Annotated in this window: 15 protein-coding genes; 11 read left to right on the forward strand and 4 right to left on the reverse strand. The window is 67.9% G+C overall.

What is annotated here, in order from left to right:
* The first annotated feature begins 14 nt into the window (after positions 1-14).
* The 3 genes from queG (at position 15) to G335_RS0102455 (ending at position 4,673) form a co-directional block, all read left to right on the forward strand.
* The gene (gene queG / locus G335_RS0102445; RefSeq protein ID WP_018145378.1) at positions 15-1,184 is read left to right on the forward strand and encodes a tRNA epoxyqueuosine(34) reductase QueG; all 1,170 of its coding nucleotides are present in this window, start codon (positions 15-17) and stop codon (positions 1,182-1,184) included.
* Between the two features lie 142 nt (positions 1,185-1,326).
* Complete coding sequence (locus tag G335_RS0102450) at positions 1,327-3,771, forward strand: EAL domain-containing protein (RefSeq protein ID WP_018175829.1); 2,445 nt, start codon at positions 1,327-1,329, stop codon at positions 3,769-3,771.
* Between the two features lie 110 nt (positions 3,772-3,881).
* Entirely contained in the window at positions 3,882-4,673 is a 792-nt protein-coding gene (locus G335_RS0102455; RefSeq protein WP_018175830.1) for a ferredoxin--NADP reductase, read from the forward strand.
* 3 nt (positions 4,674-4,676) lie between these two features.
* On the opposite strand, the gene G335_RS0102460 is transcribed toward G335_RS0102455, so the two are convergent.
* Positions 4,677-5,282, reverse strand: coding sequence for a DNA-J related domain-containing protein (locus G335_RS0102460; protein ID WP_026304752.1), 606 nt, complete (start codon positions 5,280-5,282; stop codon positions 4,677-4,679).
* The gene (locus G335_RS0102465; protein ID WP_018175832.1) at positions 5,279-5,686 is read right to left on the reverse strand and encodes a YchJ family protein; all 408 of its coding nucleotides are present in this window, start codon (positions 5,684-5,686) and stop codon (positions 5,279-5,281) included. Before G335_RS0102465 ends, G335_RS0102460 begins: the two co-directional genes overlap by 4 nt.
* A gap of 130 nt (positions 5,687-5,816) precedes the next feature.
* Here G335_RS0102465 and G335_RS0102470 point away from each other — a divergent pair, with 130 nt between their 5' ends.
* The 3 genes from G335_RS0102470 (at position 5,817) to G335_RS0102475 (ending at position 10,427) form a co-directional block, all read left to right on the forward strand.
* Positions 5,817-6,662, forward strand: a complete 846-nt coding sequence (locus G335_RS0102470) for an SDR family oxidoreductase (RefSeq protein ID WP_018175833.1) — start codon at positions 5,817-5,819, stop codon at positions 6,660-6,662.
* A 435-nt stretch (positions 6,663-7,097) separates the two neighbouring features.
* The gene (locus G335_RS14310; RefSeq protein WP_369773003.1) at positions 7,098-7,343 is read left to right on the forward strand and encodes a hypothetical protein; all 246 of its coding nucleotides are present in this window, start codon (positions 7,098-7,100) and stop codon (positions 7,341-7,343) included.
* 306 nt (positions 7,344-7,649) lie between these two features.
* A complete protein-coding gene (locus G335_RS0102475; protein WP_018175834.1) occupies positions 7,650-10,427 on the forward strand; it encodes a valine--tRNA ligase in 2,778 nt (925 codons plus the stop codon).
* Between the two features lie 223 nt (positions 10,428-10,650).
* On the opposite strand, the gene G335_RS0102480 is transcribed toward G335_RS0102475, so the two are convergent.
* Together G335_RS0102480 and G335_RS0102485 are read right to left on the reverse strand one after the other, a co-directional pair.
* Positions 10,651-11,322 carry a YdcF family protein gene (locus tag G335_RS0102480; protein WP_017940630.1) on the reverse strand — a complete coding sequence of 224 codons (672 nt, stop codon included), beginning with the start codon at positions 11,320-11,322 and terminating at the stop codon, positions 10,651-10,653.
* Positions 11,323-11,332: 10 nt separating this feature from the next.
* Positions 11,333-12,646, reverse strand: a complete 1,314-nt coding sequence (locus tag G335_RS0102485) for an NAD(P)/FAD-dependent oxidoreductase (RefSeq protein ID WP_018175835.1) — start codon at positions 12,644-12,646, stop codon at positions 11,333-11,335.
* A gap of 219 nt (positions 12,647-12,865) precedes the next feature.
* Here G335_RS0102485 and G335_RS0102490 point away from each other — a divergent pair, with 219 nt between their 5' ends.
* Genes G335_RS0102490 through G335_RS0102510 form a run of 5 tightly spaced genes read left to right on the forward strand, consistent with a single transcriptional unit; the run spans position 12,866 to position 16,340 of the window.
* Positions 12,866-13,138 (forward strand): phosphopantetheine-binding protein, encoded by a 273-nt coding sequence (locus G335_RS0102490; protein WP_017940632.1) that lies wholly within the window; start codon positions 12,866-12,868, stop codon positions 13,136-13,138.
* Positions 13,135-13,749: a hypothetical protein gene (locus G335_RS0102495; protein ID WP_018175836.1), complete on the forward strand. Its 615-nt coding sequence runs from the start codon at positions 13,135-13,137 to the stop codon at positions 13,747-13,749. The genes G335_RS0102490 and G335_RS0102495 overlap by 4 nt, the downstream gene beginning before the upstream one ends.
* The gene (locus G335_RS0102500; RefSeq protein ID WP_018175837.1) at positions 13,746-15,095 is read left to right on the forward strand and encodes an AMP-binding protein; all 1,350 of its coding nucleotides are present in this window, start codon (positions 13,746-13,748) and stop codon (positions 15,093-15,095) included. Before G335_RS0102495 ends, G335_RS0102500 begins: the two co-directional genes overlap by 4 nt.
* 13 nt (positions 15,096-15,108) lie before the next feature.
* A complete protein-coding gene (locus G335_RS0102505) occupies positions 15,109-15,444 on the forward strand; it encodes a hypothetical protein (protein ID WP_017940635.1) in 336 nt (111 codons plus the stop codon).
* The gene (locus G335_RS0102510) at positions 15,441-16,340 is read left to right on the forward strand and encodes a lipid A biosynthesis acyltransferase (protein ID WP_018175838.1); all 900 of its coding nucleotides are present in this window, start codon (positions 15,441-15,443) and stop codon (positions 16,338-16,340) included. Before G335_RS0102505 ends, G335_RS0102510 begins: the two co-directional genes overlap by 4 nt.
* The last annotated feature ends 38 nt before the right edge of the window (positions 16,341-16,378 follow it).

Below are 16,378 nucleotides of genomic sequence, written 5' to 3' on the forward strand. Positions count from 1 at the left end.
TGTGGGTCGGGTTCATGATTCACGCCATCACCTCCGTCGCGGAAGCCGAAATCGTGCCTCAGCGCCTCGATCCACGCCAATCTGCCGAACTCGCCGAACGCATCCGCGACTGGGGTCGCGAGCTCGGCTTCCAGGCCGTGCGCATCGCCCCCGCCGAGGTGCCCGAGGCGGATCGCCAGCATCTGGACGACTGGCTGGCCCAGGGCTCGCACGGCGACATGGACTGGATGGCCGTCCGCGCCCCCCTGCGCCACGCCCCGGATGCCCTGGTGCCCGGCGTGCAGCGCATCATCAGCGTGCGCATGGACTACTTCCCGCCGGCCACCCGACGCCCGGCGATCCAGCTGGCCGAACGCGATCACGCCTATGTCTCGCGCTATGCCCTGGGCCGCGACTACCACAAGCTGCTGCGCAAGCGCCTGACCACCCTCGCGCGCCGGATCGAGGCGGAGGTCGGGCCGTTCGGCTATCGCGCCTTCACCGACAGCGCCCCGATCCTGGAAAAGGCCCTGGCCGCCCGCGCCGGGCTGGGCTGGATTGGCAAGAACACCAATCTGCTGGCGCGCGAGAGCGGCTCCTGGTTCTTCCTCGGGGAGCTGTTTACCGACCTGCCACTGCCACTGGATGAACCCGTGGACGAGCACTGCGGCCAGTGCACCGCCTGTCTCGATGTCTGCCCGACCCGGGCGTTCCGCGGGCCATACGACCTGGACGCCCGCCGCTGCATCTCCTACCTGACCATCGAACTGAAGGGTGCGATCCCCGAGGACCTGCGCCCGCTGATCGGCAACCGCATCTACGGCTGCGACGACTGCCAGCTGGTCTGCCCCTGGAACCGCTTTGCCGAGGTCACGGCGGAACCCGACTTCATCGCCCGCCACGGTCTGGATAGCGCCAGCCTGGTCGAGCTGTTCGCCTGGGACGAGGCAACCTTCCTCGCCCGCACCGAGGGCATGGCCATTCGCCGAATCGGCCATGCCCAGTGGCTACGCAACCTCGCTGTGGCCCTCGGCAACGGTCCGGCCACACCCGAGGCGGACGCAGCCCTGGCCGCCCGCGCCGAGCACCCTTCCGAGCTGGTGCGCGAACACGCCGCCTGGGCGCGCGAACAACTGCGCAACCCCCCGCACAGCGCGCCCCTGTCCACGGAAAACCTGTCCCGGCTCACCCAAGCGCCCGGGTAAGCCGGGCAAGCAGAAACCGCCCCGGAAGAGGCAAATCCGCACCTCCCAAGGTTGCCAGTGCCGGCGCAACCGGCGACACTCCGGTGCCGAATCACGCCCCGACGCGGGGCCCGGCCCGCCACCAAAGGTTCAGCCCGCCGCCATGCCCGATCACCCGGACACCACGCGCTATCAGCGGATCTTCGAACAGGCGCCCGAGGCTCATCTGGTCCTCGACCGCAAGGGCGGGATCGTCGCGGCCAACTACGCTGCCTGCGAACTGCTGGGCTATACCAGCGCCGAACTGACCGGCGGCGTGCACATCACCGAGCTGGACCTGCAGGCCACTCAGGACGACGTGGACCAGGCCCACTCCAACCCCGAACAGCGCCTCCCCGCGCACTTCGAGAGCCGCTACCGGCATCGTGACGGTGGCGAATTTCCGGCCGAGGTGCACATCAACGCGATTCGCACGGACGGCGAGCTCGAGGTCTTCGCGACCGTGCGCGACATCACCCGCGAGCGTCAGTCGGAGCAGGCGCTGAAGAGCCTGGAGACCCAGCTGGGCGCGACCATTCGCCATGCCCCGCTGATCCTGTTCGCGCTAGATGCTGAAGGCTGCTTCACGCTATCGGAGGGAGCCGGCCTCCGGACCCTGGGATTAAAGCCAGGCGATGTCCTGGGCCGCGACGCCCGGGAAGTCTACGCCGACCAGCCCAACGTGATCGATGGCGTGGAACGCGCTCTGAGGGGGGATAGCTTCGACGACGAGGTCCGTATTGGCGACACCTATCTACGCGTCTCATGGATGCCGCTGACCGATGGGGAATCCAGCCGCCCAGGCGTGCTCGGCGTGGCCTGGGACGTCACCTCGCTGCGGGCCGCGGAGGCCGCCACGGGTGCCGAACGGGACCGCCTGCTAACCACGCTGCAATCAATCAGCGACGGGGTCATCACCGCAGACACCCACGGGCGCCTGACCTACCTGAACCCCGCCGCCCAGGTACTGCTGGGGCTGGATGCCACCAGCGCCCAGGGCCGCCTGGTGGACGAACTGCTGGACCTGGAAGACACCCGGACGGGGGCCAGCGTGCTCCGCCCGGTGGAACACTGCCTGAACCTGGGCGGTACCGTGGAATCGCCCGAACGCATACTGCATCGCGCCGACGGCGAAACCCGCGTGGTACGCATGCTGGCCTCGCCCCTGCAACGCCCGAACCGCGAGGCCCAGGGTGTGGTGGTCGTGCTGCACGACCACACCGAGCTGTGGCAGATGACCCAGCAGCTCAACCATCAGGCGACCCATGACGACCTCACCGGCCTGTGCAACCGCCGCGAATTCGAGCGGCGGCTGGACCAGGCCCTGCACATTCAGGAGGAGGGCGAGACGCCGCATGCGGTGTTCTACATGGACCTCGACCAGTTCAAGATCATCAACGACACCTGCGGTCACCAGGCCGGCGACGAGCTCCTGCGGGAACTCTCCGAGCGCCTGCGGCACCTGATCCGCGAGAACGACACCCTGGCTCGGCTGGGTGGCGACGAATTCGGCGTGCTGCTGTGCCACTGCCCGCCCGAACGCGCCGAGGCGATTGCCCGGAAGATGCTGGAGACCGTGCAGTCCCTGCGCTTCGCATGGGAGGGCCGGCGTTTCGATGTCGGCGTCAGCATCGGTCTGGTGCCGGTCAGCGGCCCGGAACAGACCCTGCCCGAGATCCTCAGCCAGGCGGACTCCGCCTGCTACGCCGCCAAGGAAAACGGCCGCAACCAGGTCTACGTCTGGCAGCCCAGCGACCAGGCCCTGCGCCGCCGACGCGGGGAGATGGAATGGGTCGGCCGCATCCGCTCGGCGCTGGAGGAGGGGCGCTTCGCGCTGTTCGGCCAGGCCGTCCACCCGCTGGGTCCGGTCGCCCCGGACCTTGCCCATGTCGAGGTGTTGATGCGCCTGCGCGACGAGGATGGCCGGCTGATCCCGCCGGGCAGCTTCATCCCGGCCGCGGAGCGCTACCACCTGATGCCGGATATCGACCGACACATCATCGACAACGCCTTCGCCATGCTCGCCCGGCATCGTGCGCCGCGCGAGAACTCATCCCACTGCGACCCCACTCTGGCGATCAACCTCTCGGGCCAGTCGCTGGCGCAGGAGAGCATGCTGGAGTTCGTCACCGAGCGCCTGCAGCACTACGCGATCCCGCCGCGCTGCATCATCTTCGAGATCACCGAGACCGCGGCCATCAGCCACCACGAACGCGCCCAGAGCCTGATCCGCACCCTGCGCTACATGGGTTGTCGTTTCTCCCTGGACGACTTCGGCAGCGGTCTGTCGTCATTCGGGTACTTGAAGAACCTGCCGGTGGACTTCATCAAGATCGACGGCAGCTTCGTGCGCGATATTGCCCACAACGCGGTGGACTCGGCCATGGTCACGGCCATTCACCGCGTGGGTCATGTCCTCGGCCTGCGCACCATCGCCGAGTGTGTCGAATCAGCCGCGACCATGGACCGCCTGCGCGAGATCGGCCTGGACTTCGTGCAGGGCTTCTACCTGTCGGAACCGGCCCCGCTGGAGCAACACCTCACGCTCATCGACAGCAACGTCCGCTGACGAGCGATACCCATTTCCGAGTGTTTTCCTTGGTTTTTGCCGGCGCTTTCGCTTCCGGTGCGCGGACTTGCTAGCGTAGGACCGAACAATAATCGGAAAACCACGCACTTATGCCTTATTCGGAACAACGCATCACCTCCACGCACCGCTGGTCGGACAAGACCTTCAGCTTCACCACCACGCGCCCGGAGGGTCTGGAATTCAAGAACGGGCAATTCGTGACCCTGGGGCTGCGCCCCGAGGGCAAGCTGATTCCGCGTGCGTATTCGATCGTCTCCGAACCCGAGGCCGAGGAACTGGAATTCCTGAGCATCCACGTGCCGGATGGCGCCCTGACCAGCCGCCTGGCCGAGGCTGGACCGGGTGATTCAATCTGGATCAACACCAAGGTCACCGGCTCGCTCACCTTCGACTACGTGCAGCCGGGTCGCACCCTGTACATGCTGGCCACCGGCACGGGGCTCGCCCCGTTCATCTCGCTGATCCGCAGCCCGGAGCTGTTCGAGCACTTCGACAATGCAGTGCTGGTACACAGCGTGCGTACCGTCGAGGAACTGGCCTACCGCCAGGAGATCGAGTCGCGCATCAGCGACCGCCTGCGCTACGTGCCGACCGTGACCCGCGAGAACCACGACTTCGCCTGCCCGATCGCGCAGCAGCCCTACGACAACAACCAGCGTGGCGCCGACATGTTCCGCTCCGGCGAGCTGAGCCAGATCCTGGATCTGCCGCCCGCGGATCCGGAACACGACCGTGTGATGCTGTGCGGCAACCCGGCGATGAACCGCGAGATGAGCGAGTGGCTCACCGAACACGGCTGGACCCAGACCAACTACAAGGGCGTGGGTACCTTCACCGTGGAACAGGCCTTCGTCACCACCATGTCGGACTCGGACGACTGAACCTCAGCCCCGGACCAGCAGGACCCAGCGGGCCGCGTTGATCCGCTGCAGTTTGGCCGTGTCGCCACCCCGGTCCGGGTGGTGGCGCTGCGCCATCCGGCGATACTGTCGGCGGATCGTATCCGCATCCACCGGGTCCGCAAGCTCCAGCACCTCCAGCGCCTGCTCGCGTTGCTGGTCACGCCCCAGCTGCGACCAGAACTCACCCAGAAGCGCCTCCACCGTCGCCGCATCCATGGTTTCCAGCTGCGCCAGGTCGAGGTAATAGGCGCGCAGTGGATCATGCGTCGCCAGAAGCCCATCCACCGCGCCTCCCTCCCGCACCGGCTCGATCCCGATATCCAGGCAGTGGATACGCAAGCCTTCGCCGCCCTCCGCAAGGCGGTCGCGCAGCCGGTAGAGGCAGTGGAACAGCACAAAGTGCGCCTGAAACAGGCTCAAGGGCTCCTGCAGCCGGGCCCCGGCAAACGGCTCCACGCCCGCGTCGCGCAACTGCGTGATCAGGGCGTGCTCGGTCACCCCGTCCGACTGCATGCGCAGGCACTCCAGCACCCGATCCAGCAATGCCGGATGGACCGGTGACGCGACCGCATCCGAAGCGGCTGTCATGCGCCCGGAAACTCCCCGTCGACATACACCCAGCGCCCGTCTTCGCGGCGAAAACGACTGCGCTCGTGCAGGCGTACGCCCTGACCGCGCACCCGTGACCGGGCAATGAACTCGACCCAGCCTGTCTCGTCGTCCGGCCCACCCGCCTCGGTCGCACGTATCGCGAGCCCCAGCCAGCGCTGTTCCGGGGCCAGCTCCATGGATGCCGGGCGTGTCGCGGCCGCCCAGGTCGCCAGCAGATAGTCCTCACGCCCTTCCACAAACGCGGCATAACGCGAGCGCATCAGCGCCTCCGCCGTGGGGGCCGAGGCCGTACCATCCAGATACGGCCCACAGCAGGCGGCACGGTCCTGCCCGGACCCGCAGGCACACGTATCGACCTTCTTTCGGCTCGCCTTGCCCAAGCCCCATCTCCCGTTCATCTGCGTTCCAGCCAGCATGCCCGAGCTATCGCCCACGGTCGAACCCTCACTTTGGCACTGGTCTTTCGCCAGCGAAATCGGTAGCGTGCGTATCACGATCCCGGAGGGAACAATGGCCAACATCCTGATCATGGGCTGCGGCGATCTCGGCGGTGCCGTTGGCCAGCAACTTGCCCACGGCGGACACTCCGTCTGGGGCCTGCGCCGCCGGCCGGAGCACATCCCCAAGCCGATCCAGCCCCTGGCCGGCGACTTCGGCGTCGCGGACGGCCTGCCGGAGCTGCCGCCGGCGCTCGACACGGTTTATTTCATCGCCACCCCGGGCGAGTTCACCGAGCCCGCCTATCGTCGCGCCTATGTTGACGGCCTGCGCAACACCCTGACCGCCCTGGAACGGGCCCGCCAGCGGCCGCGCCGCGTTGTATTCGTCTCCAGCACCTCGGTCTACGGCGCCGACGACGGCCGCTGGGTGGACGAGACCAGCCCCACCGAACCCACCCGGTTCTCCGGGCGCGCCCTGCGGGAAGCCGAGCAGTTGCTGGCCGACAGTCCGTTTCCCGGCGTGGTCGTGCGCTTTGGCGGCATTTATGGCCCGGGCCGCGAGTACCACCTGCGCAAGGTGCGCGAGGGCGTGCGTGGTCAGCACGAAGCGCCGGTCTGGACCAACCGCATCCACCGCGATGACTGCGTGGGCCTGCTGACCCACTTGTTCCATCTGGATGACCCCGAACCGATTTATCTGGGCGTGGATGACGAGCCCGCCCTGCGCCACGAGCTGCTCGCCTGGCTGGCGCAGGCGATGGAGATCGACCCGCCCGGCACACCGCCGATGCCCGAGGGCGAAGTCTCCGGCAAGCGCTGCTGCAACAAGCGCCTGCATGCCAGTGGCTATCGCCTCCAGTATCCCGACTACCGCACCGGCTACCGCGCCCTGCTCGACCACATCGCCACCACCTGACCAGGGTCCTCGCAGCGTCGGGCCCGGGCGCTGTTCGGCCTCAGGTGTCTACATTGCCTCCGGTCCACCGCCTGCCTTGTTGTGGCTGGTCCCGGTTCGCCATCCGGTGTTTACGGTGCCTCCGGTCCGCCGCCTGCCACGCGCTCTCTCGCGAGCGCACCGCGAGGTACTTCTTTGCTCGTGCAAAGAAGTACCCAAGAAACACGCCCGACTGCCGCGACCCCGGCCCGCTGCGCGGGCCGGGGTTTCCCTCGCTCCGAGGCTTTTCGCGGGCGGCGCTGAACTCGCTGCGCCTGCGGCTCCGCTCAAACATCCAGCGCCCCGTGTCTATTTAGAATCGTCCCGCGAAAAGCCTCTCCACTCGGCGCGACGACAACGGGGAGGTATGTCAAGACAACGGCGGTCCGAAGGCCTGTGCCATTGGATGGAGGCGGGCTGTTCCGGCATCTGGGCACGCTCGGCCTGCGGCCATGGCGTGCCGCGCCCGCGAAGCGGGCGCCGGGGGGCGTAGGATGTGATGAGCGCAGCGAATCGCATCAGGGTTTCGCACGGCGTGGGGAACGGTGCGTTTCGCTGCGCTCAACCTCACCCTGCGGGATACCGCCTGTTTTGACCTTCTTCTCCCGTATGGAGCCCCTCGCGGAGGGCGTGATGGGCCGGGAGAAGACGCTGGATGTCTGAGCGAAGCGCAGCGTAGCGAGTTCAGCGCCGCCGGCCCAGCGCGCCCGGAGCGAGGTTCCCGGGCAAAATCCGGGTGCGCCTCGAAGGGTACTTTCTTGGGCAAGCAAGAAAGTACCCTTCGAGGCGCGCTGGCGAGTCAGCGCCGGACAGCATGCGGACCGAAGCCACCGTAAACTCCGGACGACGAACCAGGACCAGCCTGCACGACAGACAGCCGGCCAACGGCATATCCCCCGGGCGGCCAGCGCGCCGCGCCGTTATAATGCGCGGCTTTCCCTACACTCCGACCCGAGCGCGCCCGCGATCATGGACAAGAGCTTCGACCCGAAAAGCATCGAACAGACCCAGTACGACCGCTGGGAGGGCGCGAACGTCTTCGCGCCGCCGGCGACGGGCGAGGCCAACTACTGCATCCTGCTGCCGCCACCGAACGTGACCGGCACCCTGCACATGGGGCATGCCTTCCAGCACACCCTGATGGACACCCTCATCCGCTATCGGCGGATGCACGGCGACCGCACCCTGTGGCAGGGCGGCACCGACCACGCCGGGATCGCCACCCAGATGGTCGTCGAACGCCAGCTGGCCGCCGACGGCAAGGGCCGCCACGACCTCGGGCGCGAGAAATTCCTCGAGGCAGTCTGGGACTGGAAGGCCGAATCCGGCGGCACCATCACCCGCCAGATGCGCCGCCTGGGCGACTCCATGGACTGGTCGCGCGAGCGCTTCACCATGGACGACGGGCTGTCCGACGCGGTGCGCGAGGTCTTCGTGCGTCTGCACGAGGAGGGCCTGATCTATCGCGGCAAGCGCCTGGTCAACTGGGACCCGGTGCTGCACACCGCGCTCTCCGATCTCGAGGTCCTGTCCGAGGAAGAGGTCGGCCACCTGTGGCACTTCCGCTATCCGCTGGCCGACGGCTCTGGCCATCTGACCGTCGCGACCACCCGCCCGGAGACCATGCTGGGCGACACCGCCGTCGCGGTGCATCCGGAGGACGAGCGCTACCAGCACCTGATCGGCAAGACCATCCGGCTGCCGCTGGTCGGGCGCGAAATCCCGATCATCGCCGACGACTACGTCGAGGCCGAGTTCGGCTCCGGCTGCGTGAAGATCACCCCGGCGCACGACTTCAACGACTACGCGATGGGGCAGCGCCACGACCTGCCGGTGATCAACATCCTGACCATCGACGCCTGCATGAACGACAACGTGCCGGCCGCCTATCGCGGGCTGGACCGCTACCAGGCCCGGCAGAAGGTTGTCGACGACCTGGATACGGAAGGACTGCTCGAAAAGATCGACGACCACAAGCTGATGGTCCCGCGCGGCGACCGCTCCGGCACCGTGGTCGAGCCCTACCTGACCGACCAGTGGTACGTGAAGGCCGCCCCGCTGGCCGAACCGGCCATCAAGGCGGTGGAGGACGGCCGCATCCGCTTCGTGCCGGAGAACTGGTCGAAGACCTACTTCGAGTGGATGCGCAACATCGAGGACTGGTGCATCTCGCGCCAGATCTGGTGGGGCCACCGCATCCCGGCCTGGTACGACAAAGACGGCAATGTGTTTGTCGGCCGCTCCGAGGACGAGGTGCGCGAGAAGCACGGCCTGGGCACCGAGGTGGCGCTGGAACAGGACGAGGACGTGCTGGACACCTGGTTCAGTTCGGCGCTGTGGCCGTTCTCCACCCTCGGCTGGCCCGAGCAGACGCAGGAACTGAAGGATTTCTACCCGACCAGCGTGCTGGTCACCGGCTTCGACATCATCTTCTTCTGGGTCGCCCGCATGATCATGATGGGCGAACACTTCATGGGGGATGTGCCCTTCCGCGAGGTGTACGTCACCGGCCTGATCCGCGACTCGGAAGGCCAGAAGATGTCCAAGTCCAAGGGCAACGTGATCGACCCGATCGATCTCATCGACGGCATCAGCGCCGACGATCTGGTGGCCAAGCGCACCCGCGGCCTGATGCAGCCGCAGATGGCGAAGAAGATCGAGAAGACCACACGCAAGGCCTTCCCCGACGGCTTCCCCGCCTTCGGCACCGATGCCCTGCGCTTCACCCTCGCGGCACTCGCCACCACCGGGCGCGACATCAAGTTCGACCTCGGCCGCATCGAGGGCTACCGCAACTTCTGCAACAAGCTGTGGAACGCCTCGCGCTTCGTGCTGATGAACGTCGAGGGCCACGACTGCTCAGCCGCCACCGACACGGCGGAGCACCGCACCCTGGCCGATCGCTGGATCCTCGACCGCCTGGCCGCCACCGCCGCGACCGCCACGCAGCAGCTCGACGCCTACCGCTTCGACCTCGCCGCGCAGACGCTCTACGAGTTCACCTGGCACGACTACTGCGACTGGTACCTGGAGCTGACCAAGCCGGTCCTGAACGACGCGGCCACGCCGGAGGCGGTCAAGCGCGCCACCCGCAATACGCTGGTTACCGTGCTCGAGGCCCTGCTGCGCCTGCTGCACCCGGTAATGCCGTTCATCACCGAGTCGATCTGGACCAGTGTGAAGCCGCACGCCGGGATCGGCGACGACGTCGAGTTCCTGGTGCAGTGCCGCTGGCCGGCGCAGGACGGCTTCCCCAATGACGCCACCGCCACGGCCGAGCTCGACTGGGTGAAGGACTTCATCACCGGGCTGCGCCGCATCCGCGCGGAGATGGACATCGCCCCGGGCAAACCGCTGCCGGTGCTGGTGAAGAACTGGAACGACGCCGACCAGGAGCGCTATGCGCGCCACCGCGGCCTGCTGGAGTTCATCGCCAAGCCCGAGAGCGTCACCTGGCTGAACGCCGCCGACGAGGCGCCGGAATCCGCGATGGCCCTGGTCGACGACATGCAGCTGCTGATCCCGCTGGCCGGCCTGATCGACAAGGATGCCGAGCTGGCACGCCTGGACAAGGAGATCGCCAAGCTCGACAAGAACCTCGAGCAGAGCGAGAAGCGGCTGTCCAACGCGAGCTTCGTCGACCGGGCCCCGGCCGAGGTGGTGCAGAAGGAGCGCGACCGCGTCGCCGAGATGCACGCCACCCGCGACCAGCTCGCCGCCCAGCGCGAACGCATCCGCGCGATGTAAGGGCCTGTCACCACAGGGCGCGCGGAAAAGACCCAAAAAGCATTTACAGGAAGATGGGAAGACAGGAAGGGTTGGGTGTCGAGTCTGACTGAGCGCCGGGCTATGCCCAAGGCGGTTTCCTCCGGTCAGCGCCCATCAATCCCTGTTTATCTTCCGATCTTCGCGTCTTCCTGTTGATCGCCTTTGACCTTCGGCGCCACTTCAGGTGCTTTGAGGTGAGCAATCAGCTGATGCGTTCGAGCATGCCGCGGTGGCGGATCAGGCGGGCGAAGCCCCGGCCCACGTGATACCAGTGGAGCATCCAGGCCTCGCGTGCCAACCGGGCCGCCGATACCCGCGAGCCCAGCTCGGCCGGACAGGGGCAGACGTGCAACCCCATGCCACGTGCCATCGCCGCCGACCGGGCGAGATGGAAACGGCTGGTAATCAGCACCAGCGGCTCGTCGTCATGCGGCTCCCGCGCCAGCAGGTCGCGGGCGTTGCGCAGGTTCTCCAGGGTGTGCCGGGAGGCATCCTCCGTCTGGATGCGCTCGGAGGCAATGCCGCGGCGGCGCAGAAATGCAGCACCTGCGGCGGCCTCGGTCGGACCCTCCGGGGACGTCTGCCCGCCCAGCACGAGGATCCGGGCCTCGGGGTTGCGCCGCGCCAGACGCGCCGCGCGCAACAGACGCAGGCGGTACCCCGGACCCGGCACTCCGGCCTCCAGTTGCTGCCCCAGCACGAGGATGCAGCGGCCCCTTCCGGGGCAGCGAAGCCGTCGCGACCAGCGCAGGGCATGGGTCCACAGCAGCAGCCAGGACAGGCCGCCGGTCGCCAGGATCAGCAGATTGGAAAGCGCGAAGGTGGCCAGGCCATCCGGGCCGATGCGCCGAAGTCCTACCCGCGTCGTTCCCATGGCGGCCGAGTCAGGCCTCGTCTTCGGGCGTCGTGCCGCCGGTGAAATGCAGCCGCGCGTTGCGCCGGCGCCGCGCCCAGAAGCCCAGGGCGCGCGGCAGGTTCAGTGCCATCTGGGTGTAGTAGACCGCCTTGAAGGCGCGCAGTGACCACTGTACCCGGGTGTTGCGATAGACATCGCCGGCGAGCAGCGAGATCACCGCCTGCTCCATGCCCAGGGTGTTGCGCGGCCCCATGAACAGCTTGCGCATCACCGGGCTGTTGAAGCGGTAGATCAGCCAGGAGAAGCGGCGCACGCCACGGCGCACATCGCGCTCGAAGGCGCGCAGGTAGCGACCGGCACGCGCCGGGTGCTCCAGGCAGCGGTCCACGGCGTCGGCGGCGCGGAAGCCCCCCGACATGGCGATATACACCCCACTGGAAAACACCGGATCGACAAAGGTGAAGGCATCGCCCACCAGCAGGTAGCCCGGACCGTGGGCGCGGCTGGAGCGGTAGGAGAAATTGCCGGTGGCATTGACCGGGCCCGCCAGCTCCGCCCCCTGCATCCGCTCGAAGGCGGGTGGGCAGAGCTTCAGCGTCTCCCACAGGAAGGCCTCGGGCTTGGTCCGGCGGGTCTTCAGGTATTCCGGGAAGCAGACCGCCCCGACGCTCATCGCCCCGTCGCGCAGCGGGATCATCCAGATCCAGCCATGCTGGAACCAGTAGATGCTGATGTTGCCGGCATCGCGTCCGGGGCGGCGTGGCACGTGATTGAAGTGTCCGAAGATCGCGGCGCTGTTGTGTTCGGGATTGCGCGCCTTGAGATCCAGGCGGCGGGCCAGGAAGGTATCACGGCCGGAGGCGTCCACCACGAAATCGGCTTCGAACGCCAGGGTGTTGCCGGCCGCGTCGCGGGCGGTGACCTGCTGGGTCCCGCCCCTGGCCGGGTCGGCGAGGGCAACGTCGGAGACCGTCACCTCTTCCAGAACCCGGACGCCCAGACGCGCACTGTTCTCCAGCAGCAGGTGATCGAATTCCGAGCGCCGCACCTCATAGGCGGAGGCGGGTGTGTCGTCGTTCAGGGCGCGTTCGAAGTAGTAGGTGCGTGGCGTGTCGGGGGCCTCGGGAATGGTGAACTCGGCCCCGTGCTTGGGGATGCCGATGGTCTGCACCGCCTCGGCAATACCGAGCTCCTCGAACAGCGGCATGTTCATCGGCAGCAGGGACTCGCCGATGTGGAAACGCGGGTGCCGGGCCTTCTCCAGCAGCACCACGTCACGGCCCTTCTGCGCCAGCCGGGCCGCCACGGTGGAACCGGCAGGCCCGCCTCCAATCACCAACACCTGGCAGCGGCCGTCGGTTGCGGCTTCCTGTCCCGGTTGTCTCAAGTCACGTCTCCACTTACCCGACCGCGGCCCCAGAACGACGCCCCGGGCTGGTCGCGAGGGTACCACGGGCCCCGTGGTGTCGGTATCATCGGCGCCGGGCAGGAAGACCGCAGTGCAAATCGAAAGTTCGCACGCCGTCACAAAACACCACTCATTTTTCCACAGGGGGAACACGTGGCATCGCAAACAGCGTTCGAACAGGAAGTCGGCCAACTGATCGTGGACAGTCTTAACCTGGAAGATGTCGCGCCGGAGGACATCGAACCCGAGGATGCACTGTTCCGGGAAGGCCTGGGGCTCGACTCCATCGATGCCCTGGAGCTGGCGCTCGCGATCTCGCGTGCCTACGGCGTTCAAATCCGCTCGGACGACGAGAACAACCGCCAGATCTTCGCCTCCCTGCGCGCCCTGAGCTCCCACATCGAGGCGAACCGGGCCGCGTCGTGAACACCCCGCTCGCCGCCAGCGTGGCCCTGAGCTACCCGGTCGCGGTCATCCTCGGCGTCATGCTCGAGATCCCCCTGTTGCCGCTGGTCATCCTGGCGACCCTGATCCTGGTGACGGTCTGGGGCTCGCTGGCCATCACCGGTCGCGGCGTACTGGCTGTCATCCTGGCCCTGGGCATTGCGGTGCTGCTACTCGGCGGGGTGGCCAACTGGGTGCTCTATGCCCTCCCGGTACTGATCATGGGGCTGCTGTCGCTCCTGTTCGCCCGCTCGCTGCGCGCCCGTTCCACTCCGTTGATCACGCGTTACGCCCTGGCCATGGGGGCCTCCGACACCCCCGCGGTGCATCGCTACACCCGCAACCTGACCGTCACCTGGGCCGTACTTTGCGGCGCCCTGGCGATCGTCTCCGCGTGGCTTGCGCTGTTCGCATCCGCGACCACCTGGGCGCTGTTCGCCAACGGGATCAACTATCTGCTGCTCGCCGGGTTGTTCCTGCTGGAGTACCCATTGCGCCGCTGGCTGCTGCGCGACGAGCCCCGTAACGGCTTCCTGGCCTACCTCGTGGAACTGGCGCGGGTCGACCACCACCGGATGCTGAGGCACCCGTGACGGACACCCGACCGAACCTGCGACCCCTGATCGCCGACACCCCCGCACCGCTGGCGCGCATCGGCGAACGGTGGATCCCGCGCGCGGCCTTTCTCGCCGATGTGCAGGCACTGGCCGAGCGGATGCCATCGACCCGGGCGGCCTTCAACCTGTGCCAGGACCGCTACCATTTCGCGGTGGCCTTCGCCGCGATCCTGCTGCGCGGCCAGATGAACCTGCTGCCCCCGAATCGCGGGCGCACCACCCTGGCCGAGATCGCCAGTCAGTACCCGGACGCCGTCGCGCTGGTGGACGGTCCGGACGCCGAGATTGCGATCCCGATCCTGCGGGTGTCCGCCTGCGGCGAGGCCGGCGAGGCCACGGGTCCGATCCCGGAGATCCCCGGCACCCAGACCGCCGTGCTGGCCTTTTCCTCCGGCAGCACCGGCGCCCCCACGGCGCATGCACGCAGCTGGGAGGCCCTGCATGCGGTCAGCTCCCAGGCGCTGAAGGCGTTTGCGTTGACGGGCGCCCCGGCGCCCGCTCTGGTTGGCACGGTCCCGCCGCAGCATATGTACGGTCTGGAGTCGACCGTCCTGTATGCCCTGCTGGGCCCCACCGCCCTGCTGGCCGGACGTCCGTTCTACCCCGGCGACGTACGCGCGGCACTGACCGATTGTGCCCCGGCCGTTCTGGTCACCACACCCTTTCACCTGAAGGCCTGCCTGCGCGCCGGCCTCGAATGGCCGTCACCGGCGCGCATCCTGTGTGCCACCGCGCCACTGGACCCGGAAACCGCCGGCCAGGCCGAGCGCGTGTTCGGCTGTCGTCTGGACGAGATCTACGGCTGCACCGAGGCGGGGGCCATCGCCACTCGCCGGACCACGCGCGAGGCCGACTGGACCACCTATACCGGGGTGCGCATCCATGCCGGGGACGACGGGCGCGCCCGGGTTCAAGGTCCGCAACACCCCGAACCGGTGCCGCTGCCGGACCATATCGAGGTCCGGGATGCGGGCCATTTCCGCATGGAGGGGCGCCTGGCCGATCAACTCAACATTGCCGGCAAGCGCGCCTCGCTGGCCGACCTGAACCGGCGGCTGAACGCGATCCCCGGCGTTCTCGACGGCGTGTTCATCCCGCCGGATCCCGAGGCCGACACCCGGGGCGTGACCCGCCTGGCGGCGCTGGTTGTCGCGCCGGAGCGCAGCGAGGCCGATATCCAGGCGGCCCTGTCGGAATGCATGGACCCGCTGTTCCTGCCGCGCCCGCTGGTGCGGGTCGAGCATCTGCCACGCTCGGCCACCGGCAAGCTGCCACGCCAGGTGCTGCTGGACCTGCTCGCCCACCACGGCCAGTGCGCCTGAACCGCCGGCCGTCATGCAGCCGCCTGCCGTCCAGTCCGCCGTCCGCCGCATTGGCGCCGAGCACCCGTCCCTGCCCGGACACTTCCCCGGGCACCCGGTCGTGCCCGGCGTGGTGATTCTCGACCAGGTCGCCGCGGTGGCCCGTGCCCACGGCCTCGGGCCGGTCGAGGCCCTGCCCCAGGTCAAGTTCCTCGCCCCCCTGGGGCCCGAGACGGCATTCCGCATCGAGATCGACCCACCCGGGCGCGGCGGCCGCCAGGCCTTCCGTGTCGTCGCGGCCGAAGGCGAATCGCCGGTCACCTTCTGTTCCGGCCAGCTGGTCACGATCCACGACACCCCATCCCCATGAGCCGCGCCTGGTTCCAGCAGGCGGAACGGGGCTCGCCTCTGGCCCTGCGCATCATCCTGTGGGTGGCCCTGAATATGGGCCGTCGCGCCAGCCGCGCCCTGCTGTATCCAATCACCGCCTATTTCCTGCTGTTCGCCCCGCAATCGCGCCGCCACAGCCGCAATTACCTGCGCCGCGTCCTCGAACGCGAGCCGCGCCTGGCCGACCTGGCGCGACACCTGCACAGCTTCGCCGCGGTGATCCTGGACCGGGTCTTCCTGCTCGCCGGCCAGGACGCCTGCCTGGATATCCGGGTACACAACCGCGAGGCCTTCCTGGAACACGTGGACAGCGGCCGTGGCGCGATCCTGCTCGGCGCCCATCTGGGCAGCTTCGAGGCCCTGCGCGCGCTGGCGGTCGGCAAATACGACTTTCCCGTGCGGGTCCTGATGTACAACGACCACAACCAGAGCATCACCCAGTTCCTGGAGGCCCTGAACCCCGAGGTCGCCGCGTCGGTGATCCCCCTGGGGCGTACCGAGACCCTGATCCAGGCCCGCGAGTGCCTCGATCGCGGCGAGCTGATTGCCACCCTGGGCGACCGCGTGGCCGAGAGCGACAAGATGGTCGCCTGCAACTTCCTCGGCGACACGGCTCTGTTCCCGCAAGGCCCGCTGCTGCTGGCCGCGGTGCTCAAGGTCCCGGTGATCCTGTGCTTCGGGCTCTATCGCGGGGGCAACCGCTACGATATCTTCTTTGAACCTTTCGCCGAGACCATCGAGGCCCCGCGCGGGCAGCGCGATGCAGCCCTGGCACACTGGGTACAGCGCTACGCCGATCGCCTCGAGGCGCGGGTGCGCGAGGCCCCTTACAACTGGTTCAATTTCTATGACTTCTGGGACGATCCATCCAAATAGGCGAGGCCACGGCTTTGGCCCGCGTATCCGCCAGTCCG

This window comes from Thioalkalivibrio sp. AKL8, from assembly GCF_000380525.1.
GTDB lineage: Bacteria > Pseudomonadota > Gammaproteobacteria > Ectothiorhodospirales > Ectothiorhodospiraceae > Thioalkalivibrio > Thioalkalivibrio versutus.